At 33.5% G+C, this 21,332-nt stretch carries 20 protein-coding genes and 1 pseudogene; 9 read left to right on the forward strand and 12 right to left on the reverse strand.

Going from position 1 to position 21,332, the window contains the following annotated elements; all coding sequences use genetic code 11:
• From WC622_RS00005 to WC622_RS00020, 4 genes and pseudogenes are all read left to right on the forward strand, one after another.
• Positions 1 to 364 (forward strand): annotated as a pseudogene (locus WC622_RS00005) (peptidase M28); the annotation flags it as partial.
• Positions 365 to 684: 320 nt separating this feature from the next.
• The gene (locus WC622_RS00010; RefSeq protein WP_372816054.1) at positions 685 to 2,685 is read left to right on the forward strand and encodes an AHH domain-containing protein; all 2,001 of its coding nucleotides are present in this window, start codon (positions 685 to 687) and stop codon (positions 2,683 to 2,685) included.
• Between the two features lie 2 nt (positions 2,686 to 2,687).
• The gene (locus tag WC622_RS00015) at positions 2,688 to 3,515 is read left to right on the forward strand and encodes a DUF1963 domain-containing protein (protein ID WP_372816055.1); all 828 of its coding nucleotides are present in this window, start codon (positions 2,688 to 2,690) and stop codon (positions 3,513 to 3,515) included.
• A 160-nt stretch (positions 3,516 to 3,675) separates the two neighbouring features.
• Complete coding sequence (locus tag WC622_RS00020) at positions 3,676 to 4,068, forward strand: hypothetical protein (protein WP_372816057.1); 393 nt, start codon at positions 3,676 to 3,678, stop codon at positions 4,066 to 4,068.
• 476 nt (positions 4,069 to 4,544) lie between these two features.
• On the opposite strand, the gene WC622_RS00025 is transcribed toward WC622_RS00020, so the two are convergent.
• The 3 genes from WC622_RS00025 to WC622_RS00035 are packed head-to-tail and all read right to left on the reverse strand — an operon-like array spanning position 4,545 to position 6,425.
• Complete coding sequence (locus WC622_RS00025) at positions 4,545 to 5,339, reverse strand: ABC transporter permease (RefSeq protein ID WP_372816059.1); 795 nt, start codon at positions 5,337 to 5,339, stop codon at positions 4,545 to 4,547.
• Position 5,340: 1 nt separating this feature from the next.
• A complete protein-coding gene (locus tag WC622_RS00030; protein ID WP_372816061.1) occupies positions 5,341 to 6,249 on the reverse strand; it encodes an ABC transporter ATP-binding protein in 909 nt (302 codons plus the stop codon).
• A 2-nt stretch (positions 6,250 to 6,251) separates the two neighbouring features.
• Positions 6,252 to 6,425, reverse strand: a complete 174-nt coding sequence (locus WC622_RS00035) for a hypothetical protein (RefSeq protein WP_372816063.1) — start codon at positions 6,423 to 6,425, stop codon at positions 6,252 to 6,254.
• A gap of 251 nt (positions 6,426 to 6,676) precedes the next feature.
• On the opposite strand from WC622_RS00035, the gene WC622_RS00040 reads away from it, so the two are divergent.
• Together WC622_RS00040 and WC622_RS00045 are read left to right on the forward strand one after the other, a co-directional pair.
• Positions 6,677 to 7,708: a sensor histidine kinase gene (locus tag WC622_RS00040; protein ID WP_372816064.1), complete on the forward strand. Its 1,032-nt coding sequence runs from the start codon at positions 6,677 to 6,679 to the stop codon at positions 7,706 to 7,708.
• Positions 7,705 to 8,454, forward strand: coding sequence for a LytR/AlgR family response regulator transcription factor (locus WC622_RS00045; protein WP_372816065.1), 750 nt, complete (start codon positions 7,705 to 7,707; stop codon positions 8,452 to 8,454). Before WC622_RS00040 ends, WC622_RS00045 begins: the two co-directional genes overlap by 4 nt.
• Before the next feature lies 1 nt (position 8,455).
• Here WC622_RS00045 and WC622_RS00050 read toward each other — a convergent pair whose 3' ends face one another.
• Genes WC622_RS00050 through WC622_RS00065 form a run of 4 tightly spaced genes read right to left on the reverse strand, consistent with a single transcriptional unit; the run spans position 8,456 to position 13,095 of the window.
• Positions 8,456 to 9,334, reverse strand: coding sequence for a TraB/GumN family protein (locus WC622_RS00050; RefSeq protein ID WP_372816067.1), 879 nt, complete (start codon positions 9,332 to 9,334; stop codon positions 8,456 to 8,458).
• Positions 9,334 to 10,077 (reverse strand): lysophospholipid acyltransferase family protein, encoded by a 744-nt coding sequence (locus WC622_RS00055; protein WP_372816068.1) that lies wholly within the window; start codon positions 10,075 to 10,077, stop codon positions 9,334 to 9,336. The genes WC622_RS00050 and WC622_RS00055 overlap by 1 nt, the downstream gene beginning before the upstream one ends.
• A 6-nt stretch (positions 10,078 to 10,083) precedes the next feature.
• Positions 10,084 to 10,638, reverse strand: coding sequence for an NUDIX domain-containing protein (locus WC622_RS00060; RefSeq protein WP_372816069.1), 555 nt, complete (start codon positions 10,636 to 10,638; stop codon positions 10,084 to 10,086).
• Between the two features lie 42 nt (positions 10,639 to 10,680).
• Positions 10,681 to 13,095, reverse strand: a complete 2,415-nt coding sequence (locus tag WC622_RS00065; RefSeq protein WP_372816071.1) for an outer membrane beta-barrel protein — start codon at positions 13,093 to 13,095, stop codon at positions 10,681 to 10,683.
• 210 nt (positions 13,096 to 13,305) lie between these two features.
• On the opposite strand from WC622_RS00065, the gene WC622_RS00070 reads away from it, so the two are divergent.
• Entirely contained in the window at positions 13,306 to 13,905 is a 600-nt protein-coding gene (locus tag WC622_RS00070; protein ID WP_372816073.1) for a thioredoxin family protein, read from the forward strand.
• A 2-nt stretch (positions 13,906 to 13,907) separates the two neighbouring features.
• Here the strand turns inward: WC622_RS00070 and WC622_RS00075 are convergent, their stop codons facing one another.
• Positions 13,908 to 14,189, reverse strand: a complete 282-nt coding sequence (locus WC622_RS00075) for an ATP-dependent Clp protease adaptor ClpS (protein ID WP_372816074.1) — start codon at positions 14,187 to 14,189, stop codon at positions 13,908 to 13,910.
• Positions 14,190 to 14,295: 106 nt separating this feature from the next.
• On the opposite strand from WC622_RS00075, the gene WC622_RS00080 reads away from it, so the two are divergent.
• Positions 14,296 to 15,342, forward strand: coding sequence for a 3-oxoacyl-ACP synthase III family protein (locus WC622_RS00080; RefSeq protein ID WP_372816075.1), 1,047 nt, complete (start codon positions 14,296 to 14,298; stop codon positions 15,340 to 15,342).
• A 105-nt stretch (positions 15,343 to 15,447) separates the two neighbouring features.
• Positions 15,448 to 16,392 (forward strand): Smr/MutS family protein, encoded by a 945-nt coding sequence (locus WC622_RS00085; RefSeq protein WP_372816077.1) that lies wholly within the window; start codon positions 15,448 to 15,450, stop codon positions 16,390 to 16,392.
• Here WC622_RS00085 and WC622_RS00090 read toward each other — a convergent pair.
• The 4 genes from WC622_RS00090 to WC622_RS00105 all read right to left on the reverse strand — a co-directional run bounded on the left by WC622_RS00090 (position 16,389) and on the right by WC622_RS00105 (position 21,332).
• On the reverse strand, positions 16,389 to 16,832 hold the full coding sequence (locus tag WC622_RS00090; protein WP_372816078.1) for a DUF1569 domain-containing protein: 444 nt from the start codon (positions 16,830 to 16,832) through the stop codon (positions 16,389 to 16,391). The genes WC622_RS00085 and WC622_RS00090 overlap by 4 nt on opposite strands.
• Positions 16,833 to 16,852: 20 nt before the next feature.
• Positions 16,853 to 17,728 (reverse strand): SDR family oxidoreductase, encoded by an 876-nt coding sequence (locus WC622_RS00095; RefSeq protein WP_372816080.1) that lies wholly within the window; start codon positions 17,726 to 17,728, stop codon positions 16,853 to 16,855.
• A 101-nt stretch (positions 17,729 to 17,829) separates the two neighbouring features.
• Entirely contained in the window at positions 17,830 to 18,603 is a 774-nt protein-coding gene (locus WC622_RS00100) for an enoyl-CoA hydratase/isomerase family protein (protein WP_372816081.1), read from the reverse strand.
• A gap of 8 nt (positions 18,604 to 18,611) precedes the next feature.
• Complete coding sequence (locus tag WC622_RS00105) at positions 18,612 to 21,332, reverse strand: TonB-dependent receptor (protein WP_372816082.1); 2,721 nt, start codon at positions 21,330 to 21,332, stop codon at positions 18,612 to 18,614.

Here is a 21,332-nt window from a genome sequence, read left to right on the forward strand (position 1 = left end):
ATTTAAATATGGTGACTTACCTGAATATGTAGATTATAATTATCTGCAAAAAGTAACACGAATGAATTTATCAACCATGGCAAATTTAGGTTTATCAACTCAAGAACCTGAAAATGTTATTGTACTTACTTCAGGATTAACGAATAAAACTTCTTTAAAATGGGATGCGCCGAAAGGAAAAACTCCAGCAGGCTATTATGTTTTAATGCGTGAAACGACAAGCCCATTTTGGGAGAAAAAATTCTTTGTAAAAGAAAACTCAGCAGTATTATCGTACTCTAAAGACAACTATTATTTTGGTGTTCAATCTGTAGATGAAAATGGACATGAAAGTTTAGTAATTATTCCAAAAGCAGGGAGATGATATACTTTGACAAACTTATTGGCTCCTTGCAAATAGTTTGTCAAAGTTTTTAAATAAGACTTGCGAAGTTTCTTTTCATCAAGCTATTTAAACTTCGGAAGTTTGAAAGATTAGTTTGTCAAAGTTTATAAAGCAAATAACTTCGATAGAAATGGATTTGAGTTAAGTATTAAATGGATGGGAATGTATAAAATTTAACTCATAATTAATTTTATATAGTAATACTATATTTTCGTGTAGAAAATCGACCTTTCTGCATAGATATTTGCAAATAGGCATTGTTAAGTTTATCTTCATTTTGGAAACTAAAAATTATCAAAATGAAAAACAAAAAACGCTTCTCTATGGCAGAGCTATATCTTAGTTATTCTGCCAGAAAAAACTACCGATTCTTTTTAATTTTATTGCTTATAGGCATAGGCTTTAACTCCTGTAAGAAAGATTTATTAGTGCCTAGAGCATCCCCTATTGATGTCAATAAGAGTAAAATCAAAACCATTTCATACACTGAATTTTTAAGTTCTATTAACCTTAATAACACAGGAACTTTAAAAACTACCTTATCTAATGCCGCCAAGAGCAGTCAAGGAGCTATAATGAATGTTAATTCGGCATTTAATGGTTTTAATATCAATACTGACAGTATAAAAAAACTTACCCTTGGAGATACTATTAGTTATGTGATAAGCTTAAAGCCAGAGACACGACATGCAATTCAGTTTCGTAATTTAACTATTCAAGTTATTAACAATAAAACTACTGCATTCTTAACAACCTACGTACCTACTCAAGAATGGGTAAAAGATTGGAAAAGCAATAAACATTTAGGTTTTAAAGGGGAGATTTATGCAAATAAAATTAATTTGTACAATACCCCTAGTATTAATGGACTAAATAATTCAAGCCAAGGTTCAAAAGGAAGCATAATGTCTCAGAAGAATGCTACCAGCGAAATCTTGATAAACCATAATAAAATTAGTTTGGCACCAGGCGAATGCGAAATTTATGATGTTTATGAATTAGTACCATATACTTGCTCAACAGGAGATTGGCCAGGGCACTGTATTTGGGAAACCAACATAACATCAATGAGTGAGTTAGATCATTTGCCTGGCTATAGAATGGACAGAACCACTGTTATAAATTGCGCAGCTCCATCTTTTCCTGTACCACCAACTGGAGGCGGGGGTGGTGGTGGAGGTACAACTCCTAACCCTCCTGGTGGATATGATCCTTGCGATTGTGATACACCAACACCTGTTTCTGTTGTTGGAGGTAATATAGATGGGCTAAAACTAGCAGTGGTAGCTCCGAATTGTTGTGATGAAGGTGGTGATTTGCCTCCTTTGATAGAGAATGAAATATATTCTTTTAAAATTCAATCATTAATAGATAACCTTAATTTACAAGGTAATAACTTAAATTATGTTATAAATAATCAAGATATTGGATCTCAACTATATGATGTATTAGAAGCTGATGGTTTTTCTTACGAGGGGAAAATAGCATCCAACATGACAATAAGCATGTTGGCGTTAGGCACACTCACTACTTCAGATAATAATTTACTATACAACTCTGTCAGCAGTTATCTTCCAAATGCTCAGAATTACGATCATCAAATGTATGCTGCCTATTGGATTATGCAGTGTGCAATTATAAAAGCAGAACACCCAGAATATGGTGAATGGAGACTTGCTTGGGAGGCATCTAAGGAGATGGTTCATTTAGCTTTAGATGGTTTAGGCTTAGTGCCTGGGGTAGGTGAAGTTGCAGATTTAGCAAATGGATTAATTTATACTATAGAGGGAGATGGTGTTAATGCTACCTTTAGTTATGCATCTGCAGTTCCATTTGTAGGTTGGTTCTCTTTTGGTGCTAAAATGGCTAAGAAAACTCTTAATTTAGCTAATGGGGCAAAAACAACCTTAAAATGGACAAAAAAGGTTGGAGATATTGTCAACTTTGGTGATAGGGCTCAACTACGTAAAGTTTTAAACCTGTTGCCAGGAGACGTAAGGCAAGCTCATCACATTATACCTTGGGATAAACAAACTCATGACATAATTCAAAAAGCAGCAAAGAAAAATGGGACAAATCCTTTTCATATGAATGATGCATTAAATGGTGTGCCTGTTGCTTCATGGCGGAATCAGCCGAATCATAATGTCTATAATAATTTAATAAAAGGTAAGCTTGATGCAATTCCTTCTAATTTGACTCCAGACCAAGCATATTCTCGATTATTAGACATTGTAAATGAAGCGAAACAAGCAATTATCAATAATCCAAATACTCATTTAAATGATTTAATTTTTTAGTTATGTTAAAAGAAGAAATTATCAAATTAATCGACACTCAAAACAGTATAAATAAAGACAAAATTAAGTCATTATTGTTACCCAGTTTAAAATTTAAATTAGATGATTCAGTTCTAGCAAAATTTTCTTCTTCAAAGATTGGAGGCTATCCTCCAATCTTTGAAGAAGGCTATCCTTCATATAACGGAATACCTTTAACATTCTTAGGACAAATTTCGTTAGATCAGATTAGCTCTACAATAAATAGTTTATTACCTAAAAGTGGTTTGCTGTATTTTTTTCTTCTCATAAATCATGTGAATAACAGATATCCCGATAGAAAAAATGAATATAAAGTTTTATATAAAAAAAATGCAGAGAAAGAGAATATTGATAAGAAATTTCCAAAGATTTTAGAATTTCCCATCTCATTTTTTGAACATTATACTTTTCCATCATATCAAGAAAATGTAATAGTTGAAAATAAATTAACTGACGAAGATTTAAATTTTATCGAAGATATTGAATCTGAAATTCAATATATCGAGTCTGAAAATTTCGATGTTGGGCATCAAGTATTAGGGCATCCAAAAGCTATTCAAGGTACATTGCGGTTTTGGTGGGCTGCTAAATATTTAGGATTTGAAAATATCGATACACTTACAAACGAAGAAATAAAAAAAATTAAACAGATAGAAGATAAATTTATACTACTACTTCAGTTAGATTTTAGTGATCCAAAGATAATAATTGATGATTTTGGTAGCAGCATTGCTTATTTTGGAATTCATAAAAAAGATTTGGAAAATGAAGACTTTGACAATGTCATTTTGGTAATGCAAAATACATAAGGCCCTTCACTAGTACATATCCTTATAGTACTCTTTATTGGCGGCGAAAGAGAAAAAAATTATAGGTAACCAGTATAAAGATAGGTTGCATAAGTAGATCAAATATAAATTCAAAAGGAGGCATTGAAAAAATAGAAATTTGGGAACTAAATTAATTTATATGAAACGTTTTTTTCTTGTTGGCTTTTTATTATTGCTTACAAAGTTTTCGGTTGCACAGAAACTTGATAAAAAGCAATGGACTGATTTTTATAAAGAATATGCAACATATAGATGTTTGTGCGAACTTACAGATAACAAATTAGAACAGTATTTATCGAATAAAAAAGATATTTCATTCTCAGTACATTCGGAATTCTTAGGTATATATTTTGAAAAGGCAGATTTGATTGGTCGTAATTTTGCAAAAAGTATGCAACCAATACAGGTGGATAAAGAAAACGATTTATTTGGAATGAATACAAATTTTAAGGGGTGCTTATTATTCTATAAGAGTAAATATCTAGATGGTATTGCTAAAAAATCTTTTCTAGAATTTAGGAAGGAAAGATAGATTACGTATATATAGAATTTTAGTATAACCCTGCTGTTTGAGATGTTCTGTGATGCTCTTCGCTAACATCTTAAATATCTTTGTAGGTCTACAATTGCTCTCTGTAGGTTTACAATAGCCCATTGCTGTTTTACAATAGCCCATTGTTGTTTTACAATGGCTCATTGTTGTTTTACAATAGTCCATTGTTGTTTTACAATAGTCCATTGTTGTTTTACAATAGTCCATTGTTGTTTTACAATGGTTCATTGTTGTTTTACAATGGCTCATTGTTGTTTTACAATAGTCCATTGTTGTTTTACAATAATTCATTGTTGGTTTACAATAGCCCATTGTTGGTTTACAATAGCCCATTGTTGGTTTACAATGCTCTTTGTCGCTCAACAATAGCTATGCTATAAACTAAAAAAGGGTAGCATCCACCACCCTTAACTAAACTAAAAACTAAACTAAATTCTTTCTAAAAACTAAAAACTTTATTTGATATTTCTTTTAGACAAAATGAAATATCCTATGATAAACATTACTGCTGCAAAAATTACACTTACCCAAATTTCTTGCGTAAATATTGGGAAGTCTTCAATTTTTGCGCCTTTTGCTCTAGTAACTCTCAATGCCAAAGTAGGGTCGCTATATGGAATAAGGTAAGCGTGTTTCCAACCTACATTCGCAGTTATAATACCCGCAATAGTGCCAACAAAACCAATCCCCATTGGTTTAAGAAAATCAGACCATATTAAGCTTAAAATAAATTGTAGTGATAAAATACCTAATGATGCTAAAAATAACTTTGTGTAGAATTTAGTTAAAATCAATACAGGGTTATAATCATTAAAAGTATATTTCGGAACTAACACTTGGATTAAATGGCCTGTTGCAAAGGTTAAGGCTGCGAATAAAAAAAGACAAATAAACAATAGCGTTAAAGCATACAGATACTTAGCTGCATAAATAGAAAACTTGTTTAAGGGTTGGGAGAAAAGTGTTTTCCAAGTGTCGTTTTTATGCTCTATGTTGTTTACAGAAAAAGCCATAAACATTACATAAAATGGTAAAATTAGCATTCCCATTACATTTAGCGCAGCACCACTATATTGTGCCCAAAGTGCTAAACCAGGATAATTATATTTTAATACCTTGTCAGATCCAGAATAAAAGCCAAATGCAATAAGGCCGCAGATAAGTATTGGTAAAATGATAGCCGCCCAAAAAGCAAGTGTTTTGCGAGATTTATAAAACTCTGAAAAATAGGAAATGTATAATGAGCGCATATTAATTTTTTGAAGTAATGTCTAAGAATAAATTTTCAAGGTCTTTTCTTTCTTTACCGATAGAAAAAACGGTGACGCCATTTTGAACTAACAACGTATTCATGTTTCCCATATCAGCTTTTGTTTTGAAAGTTACCGATACTGTTTGCTCATCTTGTTGAACAATTTCTGCTCCTGCATTTACTAAAGTAGCAATAGCTTTTTCTTGATTATCAGTTTCAATTTTTACTGAAGGTTTGCTCAGGTCATGCAATTCGCTTATTGTTCCTTGAAATAATAGCTGACCTTTATTGATGATACCAACATGAGTTGCAGTTCTTTCAATCTCAGCTAATAAATGGCTTGATACTAAAATGGTTTTACCATGTTTAGCGGTCAAATCAATCATCAAGTTTCTTATTTCAATAATTCCATTGGGATCTAAACCATTAGTGGGTTCATCTAACAATAATAATTCAGGGTCTGATATTAAAGCCAAAGCTATACCTAAGCGTTGTTTCATTCCTAAAGAATACTTTCCAGCTTTTTTATTAGCAGCATCTGTTAAACCAACTATGTCTAACATTTCGACGTATTTGCTTTTCTTAATTCCTAAAAGGATGCAACGATTAACCAAGTTTTCTTTTCCTGTTAAGTGCCCGTAAATTGCAGGTTGCTCTACTAAAGCACCCATGCGTTTTAAACTCGCAATGCGATTAGCATTAATTTCTTTTCCGAAAATAAATACCTGATCTGCAGGAGATTTTAATAGGTTTAATAAAATTTTTATGGTTGTAGTCTTTCCAGCGCCATTTGGCCCAAGGAAGCCATAAATACTACCTTTTGGCACTTGTAGTGATAAATCTTTAACAACCGCTTGTGAGCCGAAGTTATAGTTTAACCCTACAGTTTCTATAGCAAAATTGCCCATGCTTATTTTAAAATTGCAGTAGTAGCTTTAACAATCGTGTTTGTTGGAGTAGTGTTTTTTAAAGCAACTTCCTCATCTTGGTTAGTAGTTGTGCTTGTTGCAAAAGCTAATACCATCATGATAAATACTGGAAATAATAAAAGTAAGAATGGTGATACGTTTGATAACTTTTTCATGGTTCTTCTATTTTAAGTTGTGTTGTTTCGTTTTGTTGAAACAAATAGAATAATTAAAAAAGTACTGCTAAAATGTTTTAGACCAAGTGCATATTATTCTAGATAAACGGTTAAAATGAATAGTTTTGTAACTGGTTGTTTGATTTAGCCTTTTGGTAGAAAAAAAATGCCAGTTCGTCGAAAGTGATAGCTTAAAATAAAGGAAATATTTACTTTGGATATAAATAGAGCCATATTAAAATAATATACGCATGAGAAGTAAAGGCGCAATAATTGTAAATCTTATTTTTTGGATGCTAATCATTACCATGATTACCTTTGGAATTATAAATAGTTCACACAAAGCAACTTGGTTCGAGTTATTGGTAGAATATGGTTATTATGGTGTTATAAATGTTTCTTTATTTTATATCAATGCTCTTATTTTAATTCCAGATATTATAAAGAAACGCCAAAAAACATGGCTGTATTTATTTTTATTGGTAGGGCTTATTGTTGTTGCTGTGGTTATAAAATTAGGGATTGCAGTAATGTATCCTGAAATTATTTTGGAACACATGGGGCCAAATAAGAAGAAGTCAATGCAATCTTATGATGGTTATCTTATTCAAGCACTTTTCATAACAGGGTTTTTTGTAGTTATAAGTTCTCTATTAAAGTTTGCTACAGATTGGTTTTCTAATGAACGCATACAACGCAATTTAGAAAGTGAGAAAAAAGACATGGAATTGCAGTTCTTAAAATCTCAACTTAATCCACACTTTTTATTTAACTCCTTAAATAATATTTATTCACTAGCGTATCAAAAATCAGAAAAAACAGCAGATGCTATTTTAAAACTATCTGAAATTATGCGCTACATGATTTATGAAAGTAACGATAGCTGGGTAGATTTAAATAAAGAAGTTGAATACGTTAAAAGCTTTGTAGAATTACAAAAATTGCGATTTAAGGATGGCGCTGCGGTAGAAATTACCATCAACGGTGAAATAGATGGGCAGCATATTGTACCCTTAATTTTAATTTCTTTTGTAGAAAATGCATTTAAACATGGTGTTGCAAATGACCATGAAGATCCCATTAAAATAAATATTATTGCAAACCAAAAGATACTTCATTTTAGTGTAAGCAATAAAAAAAGTAAAACCAATAAAGACGCCATGGGTGGTGTTGGATTAAATAATGTAGAACGAAGATTACAATTACTTTATCCCGATAGGTATAAATTAAATATTGTAAATTCGGCTACACATTACACCACAGAATTGATGCTAGACTTATGATATTAAAATGTATTGCTGTTGATGATGAGCCATTAGCGCTCGATATTATTGAAGATTATATATCTAAAGTGCCTTTTTTAGAACTCGTAAAACGCACTGAAAATGCTATTGAAGCATTACAGTTAGTACAGGCAGGAGGTATAGATTTGGTGTTTTTAGACATCCAAATGCCAGATTTAACTGGAATACAGTTTTTGAAAATTGCCAGTGGTAAAGCAAATTATATTTTAACAACTGCGTATTCGCAATATGCTTTAGAAAGTTATGATTTAAATGTGTCAGACTATTTATTAAAGCCAATTGCTTTTGATCGTTTTTATAAAGCTGTAGAAAAAGTTCACAATCAATTATTGAAATCTGAACCTGTTGCAGTTGCTGCTCCAGAACCTGTTGCTCCTCAAAATAACAATCATAATAATGCTCCAATTCAAGATTTTATCTTCGTAAAAACAGAGCATAAAATTCAAAAAATTCAATTGGATGATATTTTGTACATCGAGGGACTAAAAGACTACATTTCTATTTTCACCAAAACTGAACGAATAATTACGCTTCAGAACATGAAAAAAATGGAAGAAACGTTACCTAAAGGAGAATTTATCCGAGTACATAAATCGTACATTATTGCATTAGATAAAATTGAAAGTATTGAACGTAGTCGAATTTTAATTGCAGGTAAAATCATCCCGATAGGAGATACGTACAGAGATGAATTCTTTAAATTAATTGACGGTAAGAATATTTAAATTAATTGGTTGCAATTGGTTTAACCGTATATCCCAAATTTAATAAACCTTTAATTAAGCCATCGTCGCCAACTAAATGCCCTGCGCCCACAGCAATAAATAGAGATTGTTGTTTCATTAATGCTGGTAGTTGGCTAAGCCATCTGTTGTTCCTGTTTTTTAGCAATAGATCCATTTCTTCTGGAGTGAAATCTTTTGAATCTGTAAACATTTTTTCTAATTCCTTTAGGTTTTGAGTAATATAAGAATGATATAGTTTTAAAGTCGCTTTCTTTGTCTTTTCTGCTTCTTTAACACTTTTAACCAACATTTCTTTTTGTCTAACTAAACTACTTCCAAAAAGCACTTTAGCCTGGTCTTCAACTGTTTCTAAACCAAATACTTTCTTTTGGTTTGCTTTTCCATAATCTTGAATATACTGATCAATTGCTGGATTAGTTGCAGTAAAAGTTTTAGGAGCCGTAGTTTGAAGAATTAGGGTTTGTATAACCAATGGCTTTAACTTATTCATTTTGGTAAGGTCATACTTGCCTAATGTTTTCAAATAGCCATCCACTAATTTAAACTCTTTTGGAGTTAACAAACCATCTAAAGTATTGTCCTTCATCATCATGTAAGGCATTAGCTTTATAGCCACATCTTTATCCATTACCAATTCCCCCACAACTGCTTCAGCCAGACTTAATTTCTCATTTAGCACTTTCATTGTATCTATAAAACCTTTGTCTGCAAAATGGTAGGTGCCGAATAAATAAGATGATTTTTTCAAATCTTTACCTGAAATTTCCCATAATAAGGTGTTCTCTGCTTTTTTGGTTTGCGCATTTACGGTAAAACCGATGCTTAAAAAACAGATTAAAAAGTAGTTGATTAATCTCATCAATTTATAGGTTGATTTAACTTTTCTCGTATAGAATTTTCTGCAGCGAAAGTTATTTCTTCTGCATTTTTATCAGTTTGATCTATTGGTTTTAAAACCGTCCATTTAATCGGATTTGCAATACTTAAGGGAAACTTACCAAACCGAACAATTTTCCATGAATTTTCAATAGCAACGGGAACTACTATAGCATTTGACGCTACTTTTAAAAGTGTAGCAATACCGCCAACTTGAAATGTTTTTAACTTCCCATCTTTCGCTCTTGTTCCTTCTGCAAATATTACTGTCGACCAATTATTTTCTTTCATCCTGCGGCCTAATTTTATAATTTCAGAGATAGCTTGTTTGCTGTCTTTTCGATCGATATTTGCGCCACCCCCATATTTTAAATTAAACGAAATAGAAGGAATCCCTTTCGTCAATTCGATTTTCGAAATAAATTTAGGTTGATACTTGCGTAGATACCAGATTAAACCTGGGATATCGTACATGCTTTGATGATTTGCCACAAAAATAATTGGTCTATCTGTAGGCAAATTTTGATGATTAGTAAATTTAACGGAGTTTAATAAAAACCAGTTGCAGTAGGTTAAGAAGAAGTTCATAATATCTACAGAAACTTTATGCGCTTTATACCCAAAAAAACGATAGCAAATCCATTGTACAGGATGGAAAATACAGAGCATAAAAAAAAAGAAAAAGTAAAATATGGGTGTAAAAATATATCCTAGTAATTTTTTCATATCGACTTAAATTTTACCTTCCTGTATTAATATTTTGGTTTTTAAGATAGCTGCTACACTTATGCTATCCGTAATTTTGCCGTTCATCACCATAGTATAGGCTTCTTCAAAAGGCATTTTGCGAATAATTAATTCTTCAGTTTCTTCTGGAGATGAATCTCCTAACTGTAAATCTTGTGCCAAATAAATGATGGCTAGTTCGTCGCTTACAGAATTTGATAAATGCATGCGCTGTATTTCGGTATAGCGTTTTGCAATTAGGCCAGTTTCTTCAGCGAGTTCTCTTTTAGCACTTTCTATAGGATCTGCATGTAATGCTCCGCCGCCTTCTACAATTTCCCAACTATACTCTTTTATCGGAAAACGATATTGTCCGACTAACCATGTGTTTAAATCAGCATCTAAAGGTAAAATGCCAATGGCGATGTTTTTGAAATTCACTTCACCATAAATTCCTGCACCACCAGATGGGTTTAATACTTGATGTTCTGTTAAAGAAATCCAGTTATTATCGTAAATTTTTTGACTTTCTAAAACTTTCCAAGGGTTGCCGGTACTCATAGGCGCAAGATACGGAGCTTTTAATAGGAATGCAAAGTCCAACTATTGTTTAGCAGGTGGCGGTGGTGGAACTACAACTTTATTCACCTTTACTTTAGTAAAACGATAATTTAAACTGAAGGTAACGTTGCTCGAATTGTTGGTAGAATAACTTTGAGCTGTAAAATTTGTACCCTGATTAAATGAATTGTTGTTTTTTCTTCCAAAAGGATCGTTGGTGCTTATTCGAGCACTCAATGTATTTTTAAAAAATGATTTTCGAGCACCAAAACTACTATTAATAGACCCTTTGTTTCGCCCTTGAGCATTAATATTATTGGCATAATTCAAATTAGATTCGAATGCAGTTTTATAAGGTAATTGCATCGAAAAACCTAACGACGCTCTTAAACTTAATCCATCTCTATTTAAAGCAGTGTTTAATTTTGAACTGTATTTGCTTTGGATCACACTAAAGTTTCCATTTGCAGAAATTTTGTTAGTTGGTCGAAAATTTCCAATTAACATCAATGCAAAAGAGTTATTTGTTCCAACATTATCGAACGTGCTTTCTGAAACACCATTCTTTTTAACGGTACGATATCTTTCAATAACACCACGACTAGTAGAGTAAGAGATGCGTGGTGTAAATGACCACTTTTGTCCAAATGCACCGAAGCTAAAATCCATTTGATGTGTATACGCTGGCGATAAATCTGGATTACCGAAAGAAATATTCAACGTATCTGAATTATTTACTTGTGGATTTAGTGCATTTTCTCTTGGCCTATTGATACGCACACTATACGTTGCTCCAAAATTATATCGCTTTTTGAAAAAATGATTTAAAGATATGTTTGGAAATAAACTTAAATAAGGATTAACATGGTAGCTTGTTCCAGTAGATAAATCGAAATTTACGTCCGTATATTCTGCTCTTAAACCTCCTTTTAAGCCCCATCCATTTTTACGGTAATTATAAGAACCATAACCAGAAAGTATGTTTTCATTATAAAAGAACTTGTTCGTCAGGTTTTTATTGGTGATAAATTGTTCTGTTTGATAATTGAAATTCTGCACTAATAAATCATTGTCATTTTTACGATAATTGTAAGCAATACCAAATTCTAACTGATCTCTTTTATTAAAAACCGGCTTATCATAATCTAAGTTAAAATTCAATCCACGATTACTAATTTCATTATCGTTTTGCTGTAAACTAGGATTTAAATTAACTGGAAATGCATAGGTTCGATTATACGAACGTAAATCGTTGTTAGCATTCGTGTTTAATGTAACGCCCATGGTAAGTTTACCACCAGTGGTATCTGTTTGTAAATTATAGTCCGCATTAAACACAAAGTTATTGCTGTTTCCATCTCCAAGGTTAACTTGATTGCGCAAACGCGTTGGTACTAAAGCTTCATCTATATAATAAAAGTTGTTGCCCGAATTACTATTGCTGTTATTGATGTTGTAATTGGTAGAAAGACGTAAATTTTGTTTTGGTGTAATGTCCCAAGTTAAACCTAATCGAAAATTACCACCATTGTTTTCATTACGGTACTTGTTAAACTGATTGTAATAAAATGTAGTATCTGGGAAAAAGTTGGTACGATAACTTTCGCTTGTCCCTGTGCCAATATTTTGTCGGTAGGCGACGCTACCATTTAAGTTGTAATTTTTACCGCGATAAGATGCGTTTGCATTAGTGTTTTTGTTGCCTTGTATACCTGCGGTTACACCAATATTGCCATTAAAGCCAACCTTAAATCCTTTTTTCATCACGATATTAAGAATACCCTCTCCATCGCCTGAATATTTAGATGGTGGATTAGTCATTACTTCGATTTTTTCAATCGCGTCAGAAGGTAATACATTTAGCAAATCTGCAATGTTTGATGTCATGTAATCAGAAGGTTTTCCATCTATAAAAACTCGTGTACTTCTTTTGCCAGATATTGTTGCATTTCCATCGATATCAACTTGTACCATTGGTACGTTTTTAAGTACATCGGTAGCAGTACTTCCTTCTGCCAAAACAGATGAACCAACATTGTAAGTAATTACATCTGCGCCAAATTCTACCAAAGGTTTTTGAGCTGATATTACAACTTCATTCAGATTACTTTGCTCGCTACTTAATTTTAGATTGCCTAAATTTTTATCAAAATCTTTATCTGTAATACTAATTTCGTTTACAAAAAGACTAGCAAAACCAACATAGCTAACTTTTACTTTGTACGTGCCAGTTTTAAGATTGTTAAACCTAAAATAACCATTTTCATCAGTTTGTATAGTTAATAAAGGTTGTTCCGCGGTTATCTCAAAAATAGAAACTACTGCATAAGGAATTGGTAATGCACCAACTTCTTCAATAACCTTGCCTCTAATAACACCATTTTCAGCAGCTTTAGCGTCGAAAAAAAATAAACTCAGGAATGTAACAGCAAAAAAATAGGGGAACAGTCTTTTCAAGATTGAGTTATAATAAAATAGTTAAATAAAATTAGTTTAGTAAAGCGACAATATTTACAGTTAAAATACAAATAACAACTATTAATAATAGAACTTTAAGTTATTATTATCCTCTTAATCTTTAGTAAATTCGTTTTCCTTATTAGGAAGACAAAGGTCGGGGTTGAAGGTTTAAAAAACGAGGAGTAACTATTTTATTACAGCTATATTATGCTCAATTACAACGCTATTTTTAATGACGGTATGACTTATTCTAATTACCGTGAAGTGGTTTATTTGCGAATGCAAGATGGTAAAACTACAGGCGATAATCATTCGCCAGAGATGCTGCATTATACAAAAATGAACAATCACAGAATGAATAGGATTGAAAAGGAAATGGTCTTAAGTAAAGATTTATCACAAGTAATTTCAACTATAAAGGGAAAGTATAATTTTTTAGTGATTAGTGAAGGATGGTGTGGAGATGCAGCTCAAATTTTACCGGTATTTGATAGAATAGTTGAGGAATCAAGGCGAAAATTTGAGATGAAAATTGTTTTGAGAGATGAAAATCTAGAATTAATGGATAATTATCTCACTAATGGTGGAAGAGCAATTCCTGTTGTATTAATATTGGATGAAAATAAAAATCCAGTTTTACCAAAATGGGGACCTAGACCACAAGTAGTGCAAAAATTACTTAAGCAATGGAAAGAAGAAAGCGATGATATGGGTTTAATTGCAGAGCAATTACATGGCTGGTATGCGAAAGATAAAACGCAAACTACTCAAGCAGAATTAGTAGAATTATTAAAGCAGTTAGAATAAATTTAGTCTACAGTAACAGTCAATCCTTCTTGTTGTAAAATTTTACGGTAAACTTCCATTTCGGTAAAGGAACCTTCTAATACCGCACATTTACCTTTATTATGCACTTCCCAAGCAATTTTCTCGCCTTGCGCTTCGGTGTAATCTAAATATTTCATCATACACCAAATTACATGCTCAAAGGTATTTACATCATCGTTCCATAAAATTAGGCGATGAACGGTTTTTAAAGAAGTAAGGATCTCCTCTAATGTAAATGTTTCTTCCTTTGTTTCTGTTGACATGATGCAAAAATAAGGAATTTTTAGTAGTTTATGATGAATAGCCTATAGGTTATTGGTCATCGACTATTCATCAATTTAATTACATTTGTTCTTCAAACCAGATTTTATGCAAAGTTCGAAAATCGCCGGCATCGGTTATTATGTGCCTAAAAATATATATACCAATACCGATTTATCCCGTTTTATGGATACCAATGATGAATGGATACAAGAACGTACGGGAATAAAAGAACGTCGCTTTGCGGATAGATTAGAAGAAACTACGACAACGATGGGCGTTGAAGCAGCAAAAATTGCAATAGAACGAGCTGGTATTACCGCTCAAGATGTCGACTTTATTATTTTCGCTACGCTTAGTCCAGATTATTATTTTCCAGGTTGTGGAGTTTTATTACAACGTGAAATGAAAATGAAAGAAGTTGGTGCACTCGATGTTCGTAATCAATGCTCTGGTTTTTTATATGCATTATCTATTGCCGATCAGTATATTAAAACAGGCATGTACAAAAACATTTTAGTTGTTGGTAGCGAAAAACATTCTTTTGCAATGGATTTTGAAACCCGTAGTCGCAATGTTTCGGTAATCTTTGGTGATGGTGCAGGAGCTGTAGTTTTACAACCAGCAACAAAAGAAGGGCAAGGCATTTTAAGCACACACTTGCACAGCGATGGGGCAGATGCAGAAATTTTAGCCATGTTTTATCCGGGTTCGCATGCTAATAAATGGATGAAAGATAAACCAGGTTATCCTGAGCAAGAGCTGGGCGGTTTATTTATGACAACCGAACAATTAGAAAGTGGTGCAGCATTACCGTATATGGATGGCCCTGCGGTGTTTAAAAAAGCAGTCGTAAAATTTCCAGAGGTGATTAGAGAAGCACTTAAAGCAAATAATTTAACTGAAAAGGATATTGATTTATTGGTGCCACATCAAGCGAATTTGCGCATTAGCCAGTATGTACAGCAATTGTTAGGCTTAAGCGACGATAAAGTATTTAATAATATCCAAAAATACGGTAATACTACAGCTGCATCAGTACCAATTGCATTGTGTGAAGCTTGGGAAGCTGGAAAAATTAAAGATGGCGATTTAGTTTGTTTAGCTGCTTTTGGATCTGGTTTTACATGGGCAAGTGCTTTAATTAGATGGTAAATCAGTTGCAAGTTACAAGTGGTGAGTTGCAGGTCGGGGAAACTAGACTAAACATCCAATCCCGCAACTCATAACATATAACCCACAACAACAATAAAACAATTTATGTTCAAACTAGGTGATTTTGTTCGTTTTGTAGACGAAAAGAGAGAAGGATATGTAACGCGAGTTATCGATGCGCAAACATTAGGCGTAACAGATACAGATGGATTTGAAATACCTGTTGCGATTAGTAATTTAACGCATGTTCATGGACATAGTGCCAATACAATAGCGCAAAGCGATGACAAAAAAGTAATAGTTGTTGACGAAGAATTTAAAGAGACTGGGGTTTTTCTAGCAGTTGCTGAAGATTCTAAAGCTAGTGCTGTCGCACATTTCACCTTGATCAATAATACTTCTTATCAACTCTTGTTAAGTTTAAAAACCGATAAAAAAGCAATTTATAAAGGTGAATTTGCAAGTGTGGTACAAGCTAAAACAAGTACACAAATTTATAGTGCAAATTTGGGCGATTTAGAAATTTGGCCAGAATTTATTTTTCAAGTATTGTACTTTACTACGGCAAATGTTAAACCTGTTGCACCCTTAAATTTAACAAAGAAGTTTAAGGCTAAAGATTTCAGCGGAGCGAAAAAACAAGTTCCAGAAATCAATAAATACGCATGGCTGATCCAATTAGATGAACCAGTGCAATTAATTGATGCACAAAAGTTAAAGGAAAGTTTTTTTAGGGCAGAAACTGAGAAGCCAAAAGTTCTAAAACCTGCTACCGAAATAGATTTACATATCGAAAAGTTGAGAGACGATTATCAGTTTTTAAATCAATCTGAAATTATCGATATTCAATTAGCTTATTTTCAGCAAATGCTGGATGCAGCCATTGTTCATCAACTCCCATCAATTGTATTTATTCATGGTGTGGGCAATGGAACATTAAGACATCATATTCATAAAACAATCAGCAAACATCCGCAGGTGCGTACTTTTATGGATGCTCGTAAAGAAAAATTTGGTTTTGGTGCTACGGAAGTAATATTTAAAGTTTAAGCTCCAAATTGTCGTAAGTGATGATCGGTATGTTTCCACAGTAAGACATCCCACTGTTGTGTACTCATTTTACCAAAAATTGGATGTTTTATGGCAAGGTTATCTTTTTGAGCATTGAACTTATTAATCAAATTAATAAGATTTTGTTTTTCTGCTTCCAAATTCGGGTCAAAGTTCACAACAAAACTTTTGTGAGTTGGTAGGTTTTTCTCGAAGGGTTCTTCTTTCATCAACTTCTTTTTGATGATTGGGCCTAAGATCATAAAAATTAAGTTCCTGTGTAATTTCAATTCGCCAATGCTAACTTTAATTGGCGCTTGTGCATGCAATAACATTTGCGATGGTAACATTTTGCCCCATTGTCTTTCACTATTTTCATTAATGGATTGAATGCGTTTGATAATCTCCTCTCGTTCTTGAGTGTTAAATAAGGATTTCATTTGAGTAGCACTATTTAAAATTAACTCCCTTTTGCAGATCTTGTCATTTGCTCTAACATATCCCACATTTCCGATGGGATAGCTTCTAATCCGTTCATCTGTCCGGCACCTTGTAGCCATTCCCCACCATCAATTGTAATTACTTCACCGTTAATATAACCTGCAAAATCGCTGATTAGGAATGCCGCTAAATTGGCTAGTTCTTGGTTTTCGCCAACACGCTTTAAAGGCACACGTTTTTTGAAATCGAATTTTTCTGCTAAATCTCCTGGTAATAATCTATCCCATGCGCCTTTTGTAGGGAAAGGGCCAGGGGCGATAGCATTAGTACGAATACCATATTTGCCCCATTCTACCGCTAATGATCTGGTCATGGCGAGTACACCACCTTTTGCACAAGCCGAAGGGACAACATAAGCCGAGCCGGTAAAAGCATAGGTGGTAACAATGTTTAAAATGCTAGCAGGTTGTTTTGCTGCAATCCAATGTTTGCCAAAGGCTAGGGTGCAGTTTACGGTTCCTTTTAAAACAATATCAATAATGCTGGAGAAAGCATTGGCTGATAAGCGTTCTGTTGGTGAGATAAAATTACCTGCTGCATTGTTTAATAAACCATCTACCTTGCCAAATTTTTCGAGGGTTTTAGCTAATACCGCTTCAACTTGTTCGTAATCTCTTACATCGCATTGCACCGCTAAAACTTGCCCGCCTGTTTCTGCAGCCATTTCATCAGCAGCTTTTTGCAATACTTCTAACTTGCGGCTAGTAATTACCAAATTGGCTCCCAATTTCAAGAAATAGGTTCCCATAGCACGACCTAATCCTGTGCCACCACCTGTTACTACTATAGTTTTGCCTTTTAAAGCATCGTCTTTTAACATTGGTTGATTATACATTTTGTTAGTTGGTTTTTGGATTATTGGTTGGTTAGTTTTTTGGTCGATAGTCCATAAGCTGAATTGTATAGGTATAATGTACAACCCATTTAGGCTATTAACTATGGTCTATCAACTTTCTTTTGTAGGCTATCGATAATTGTTTTTAAGATTGCTCTGGTACTTGGCGACCACCATTGTTTTAGCATAACTTCTAAGTCTGCACTTTGATCGGCGCTTGTGCTTTCTATTAATTCTTTTCGGATATTCAATTTGCTTTGCGACCACGTATTTCTTTCGTAAGCCATGTATTTTCTTGCTCTACGTTCTGCCGCAGTTAAAATACTTTCTGGTTTTACCAATTCATCTACTAAACCGATGGCTAAGGCTTCCTCTGGATTAAAAAGTTTCCCTTCTAATAAGCTTCGTGTTGCATCAGCTTTGCCTAACCAAAATGAGTATAAACTAAAAATGCTATTTGGTACAATAATCCCAACAGGAACCTCATTTAAACCTATAATATATTTTCCTTCAGCCATTACACGTGCATCACAAGCTAGGGCAATTACACACCCTCCAGCTGGACTATGCCCATTTATTGCCGCTATTAAGGGTTTCTTAAAGGAAGTAATTTTGGCAACGAAGTTTAAAAATAGGTGCCAAAAACTTTTAGCTTCTTCTTCGTTATAATTGTACAGTTCTATTAAATCTAAACCTGCAGAAAAGAAGTGTTCTTTACCGGTGATTATTGCGCCACCAATATTTGAATCTGATTCTATGTTGTTTAGCATGTCCGTTAATTCAATAACCATTTCCCGGTTTAACGAATTTGATTTTGGCCTGTGCAGGCTAATAATTGCTAAACGATCTTTTATGGTAACTTCTATTGTTTTCATGGGGTTAGTTATTTTACTTCGTAAGTATAGACCTTTCTAGCCAAATTGCCGTCGGCGTCTATACCTTCTATTACAATTCTATAATTTCCTAGTTGATCTGTATTAAAATAGTTTAGCTTCGCTTTACCATTTGCATCTGATACTAAATTAGGGTTCCAATAAACGGTTGGTCTAAAATCTGGTTTGTCATCTTGTTTTACGTCGTATTTAGGCGAATAGAATTGTCGAACTGAATAGAAACCTTTTGGCGTATAAGTAAGCATGCCTGGCGCCCGAGTATTGAAGGTGGTTCTTCCTTTTCCTGTTTTAGTAGTAATAACAATTACTCCATTTTGGCCAGCATGTCCATATATTGTTGTGTTGGCAACGTTTTTTAATATTTCAATGCTTTCAATATCTAAAATGTTTAGGTCATCTAGTGAAACAGGGGTTGCGGCGAGTGCATCGCCTCCTTGCCCATCAATATACGTTACACCATCAACAATTACAGTTGTTACGCCATCGGTTCTAGTAGATCTAACATAACCATTTTCGACCCTCATCCCTACTAATCTACCTGAGAGAAAATGGGATAATGAAGTAGAGTTTTTCAATTCATCTGCGCTAAATACCGCATCTGCCATGCCTGGGCCATTTAGGTTTGATGAAGATGGCGCTGCCTTATTGGCTTTTGCTACAATTTCTACTGCTTTAAGTTGGTTTACTCGAGTTAAAAATCCTTTGCTTTCTTGTTCGTTAAAGTAAGCTGCACTTTGCTTTAAATAATCTTTTATGGCGTTGTTTACATTGATTTCTACGTCTGCAGTATTTTTGTTTATGGTAATAAGTTGAGCTGGAATATCGTCCATTATAATTTTTACGCCTTTGTGATCGGTATTTGTAACTGCTTTTATAGCGAATTTTGTACTGTCGTTAAATGCGATTTGATCAAAAATGAATCGACCGTTGGCATCTGTTTCTGTATCTGTCGCAAAAATTCCTTTTGATGAGGAAAGTAAAGAAACTTTTCCCTTAACAACTGGTTTGCCATTATTGGTAACAAGACCACTAATTTTCATGTTTTTTTCTGCTGGATAATTAATTGTAGGGAGTTGCGAACTACTAATAGTATCCCAATTAATTTTTCTCCAACCTTGAGTGAGCAATAACTGATCTAATTCTATTTTTGTTGTAATATCATTTTTTAGGAAGTAATGATTTGGCTTTTCTACATAACCGACTAGATCTGAGGTAAGTAGCAAACTTGTTAGGATATTACTCTCGTTTTCTGGATCGGGGTCTACCACATTTGTATTGGTTATGGCAACTGAAAAGCTTCCTTGTACAGGTTTTTCGTTATTTGTGGCAGTAATTGATAAATCCACTACAGCTTTTTTGCTATAAGTTGGTTTTAGATTTTCAAAATCTAAATTAATTTTGTCGTTTACATTGTTTACGAATGTTAAACGCTCACTAACAGGCATATTCTGAGGATTAAAAAGTGTAATTTGTACAATGCCTGAAGGGAAATTGATTTTTGGTACTACTACAGATGCGATTTGTTTTGCAGTTGGTACTTTGCCTGAAAAAAGTACATTTCCATTGTGTTGAGCTACAAGATTGAGTTCGCCTTTATTGAGTAGATCTGGGGTTAGCATTACCTTAATACTCATTTTAGCAGAATCTAAGTTGTTAACTGAAAGTACATATCCACTGGTTTCTGCTTTAGGTAATGTGAAATTATTTTCTTTACCGTTGACAAATTTTATTTTTGCTGTATAAGTTTTTCCTGACATAGGGTTTAAAGAAAAGGAACTCATTCCTAAATAGTTGGTTTCGAAAGTGAGTACTTCTACACCTTCATTATCGATAACTGCTCCACTTACGTTTTCGCCTAAGCCATTGGAGTTGGTTGCTTTAATTGCAACTTTGCAAGGTAACCCTTCAATTAGATTTCCTCCCTCTGGAAAAAATTGTACATCAACAGAACTAGAGGTCGATTTAATTGGAATACTTTTAACCACTTTACTGCCATCTGGTAATGTAATGGTGGCAATTATTTTGCCTGATTTGAAAGAATTTGCTGCAGTGTTAATTATATTGATATTTATTTCTCCATTTGCATTGGTTACCGTTTTAGCTATTGAAGTTTTTTTTGAACCTAGTACAATCTGATAGATTACTTCTGCATTGCTAAAAGGTGTAGCTGAAGCGCTTACAAATTGAATGGTAGTTTTAAGTCGTTCTTCATTATTTTCTGTACTATATTGATAATCTGTTTTGGTAAAAACCTTGTTTGTCCAGCCGTTACCAATTTTTATTGTTTTATCGAAAAAGAATGCTGGTCCAGCATTTCGCATCCACTGCGTGTAAGCTCTAATGCGATAGTTGCCCTCTCTTAAGGAATCAGAAAGTTTAAAATCGCCCCAAGTAATGCCACTTTGCATTGGTAGTTTGATTTGTTTGGTAATAGAATCTCTATCGTTAATTAATTCTACATAGAGTATGTTACTAATTGTTGTGGGTTGTGATGTTTTACTATCTATTACATAAGCTTTAAACCAAATGTCATCGCCAATGGCGTAATAAGGTTTATCCAAATGGAGATAAATTTTTTCTTGTGGAAGTTTCTTTGTGAACTCTTCTAGTTTTTTTAGCAACTCTGCAAATGGATCTTCATCTACAATAAATGCAGAGAAACTAAAGAGAGATAGTAGGCCAATAAAACAAACAATTAGTCTTTTTTTCAT

Origin of the sequence: Pedobacter sp., from assembly GCF_041662865.1 — a bacterium.
In the GTDB taxonomy this organism is placed as follows: Bacteria; Bacteroidota; Bacteroidia; order Sphingobacteriales; family Sphingobacteriaceae; genus Pedobacter.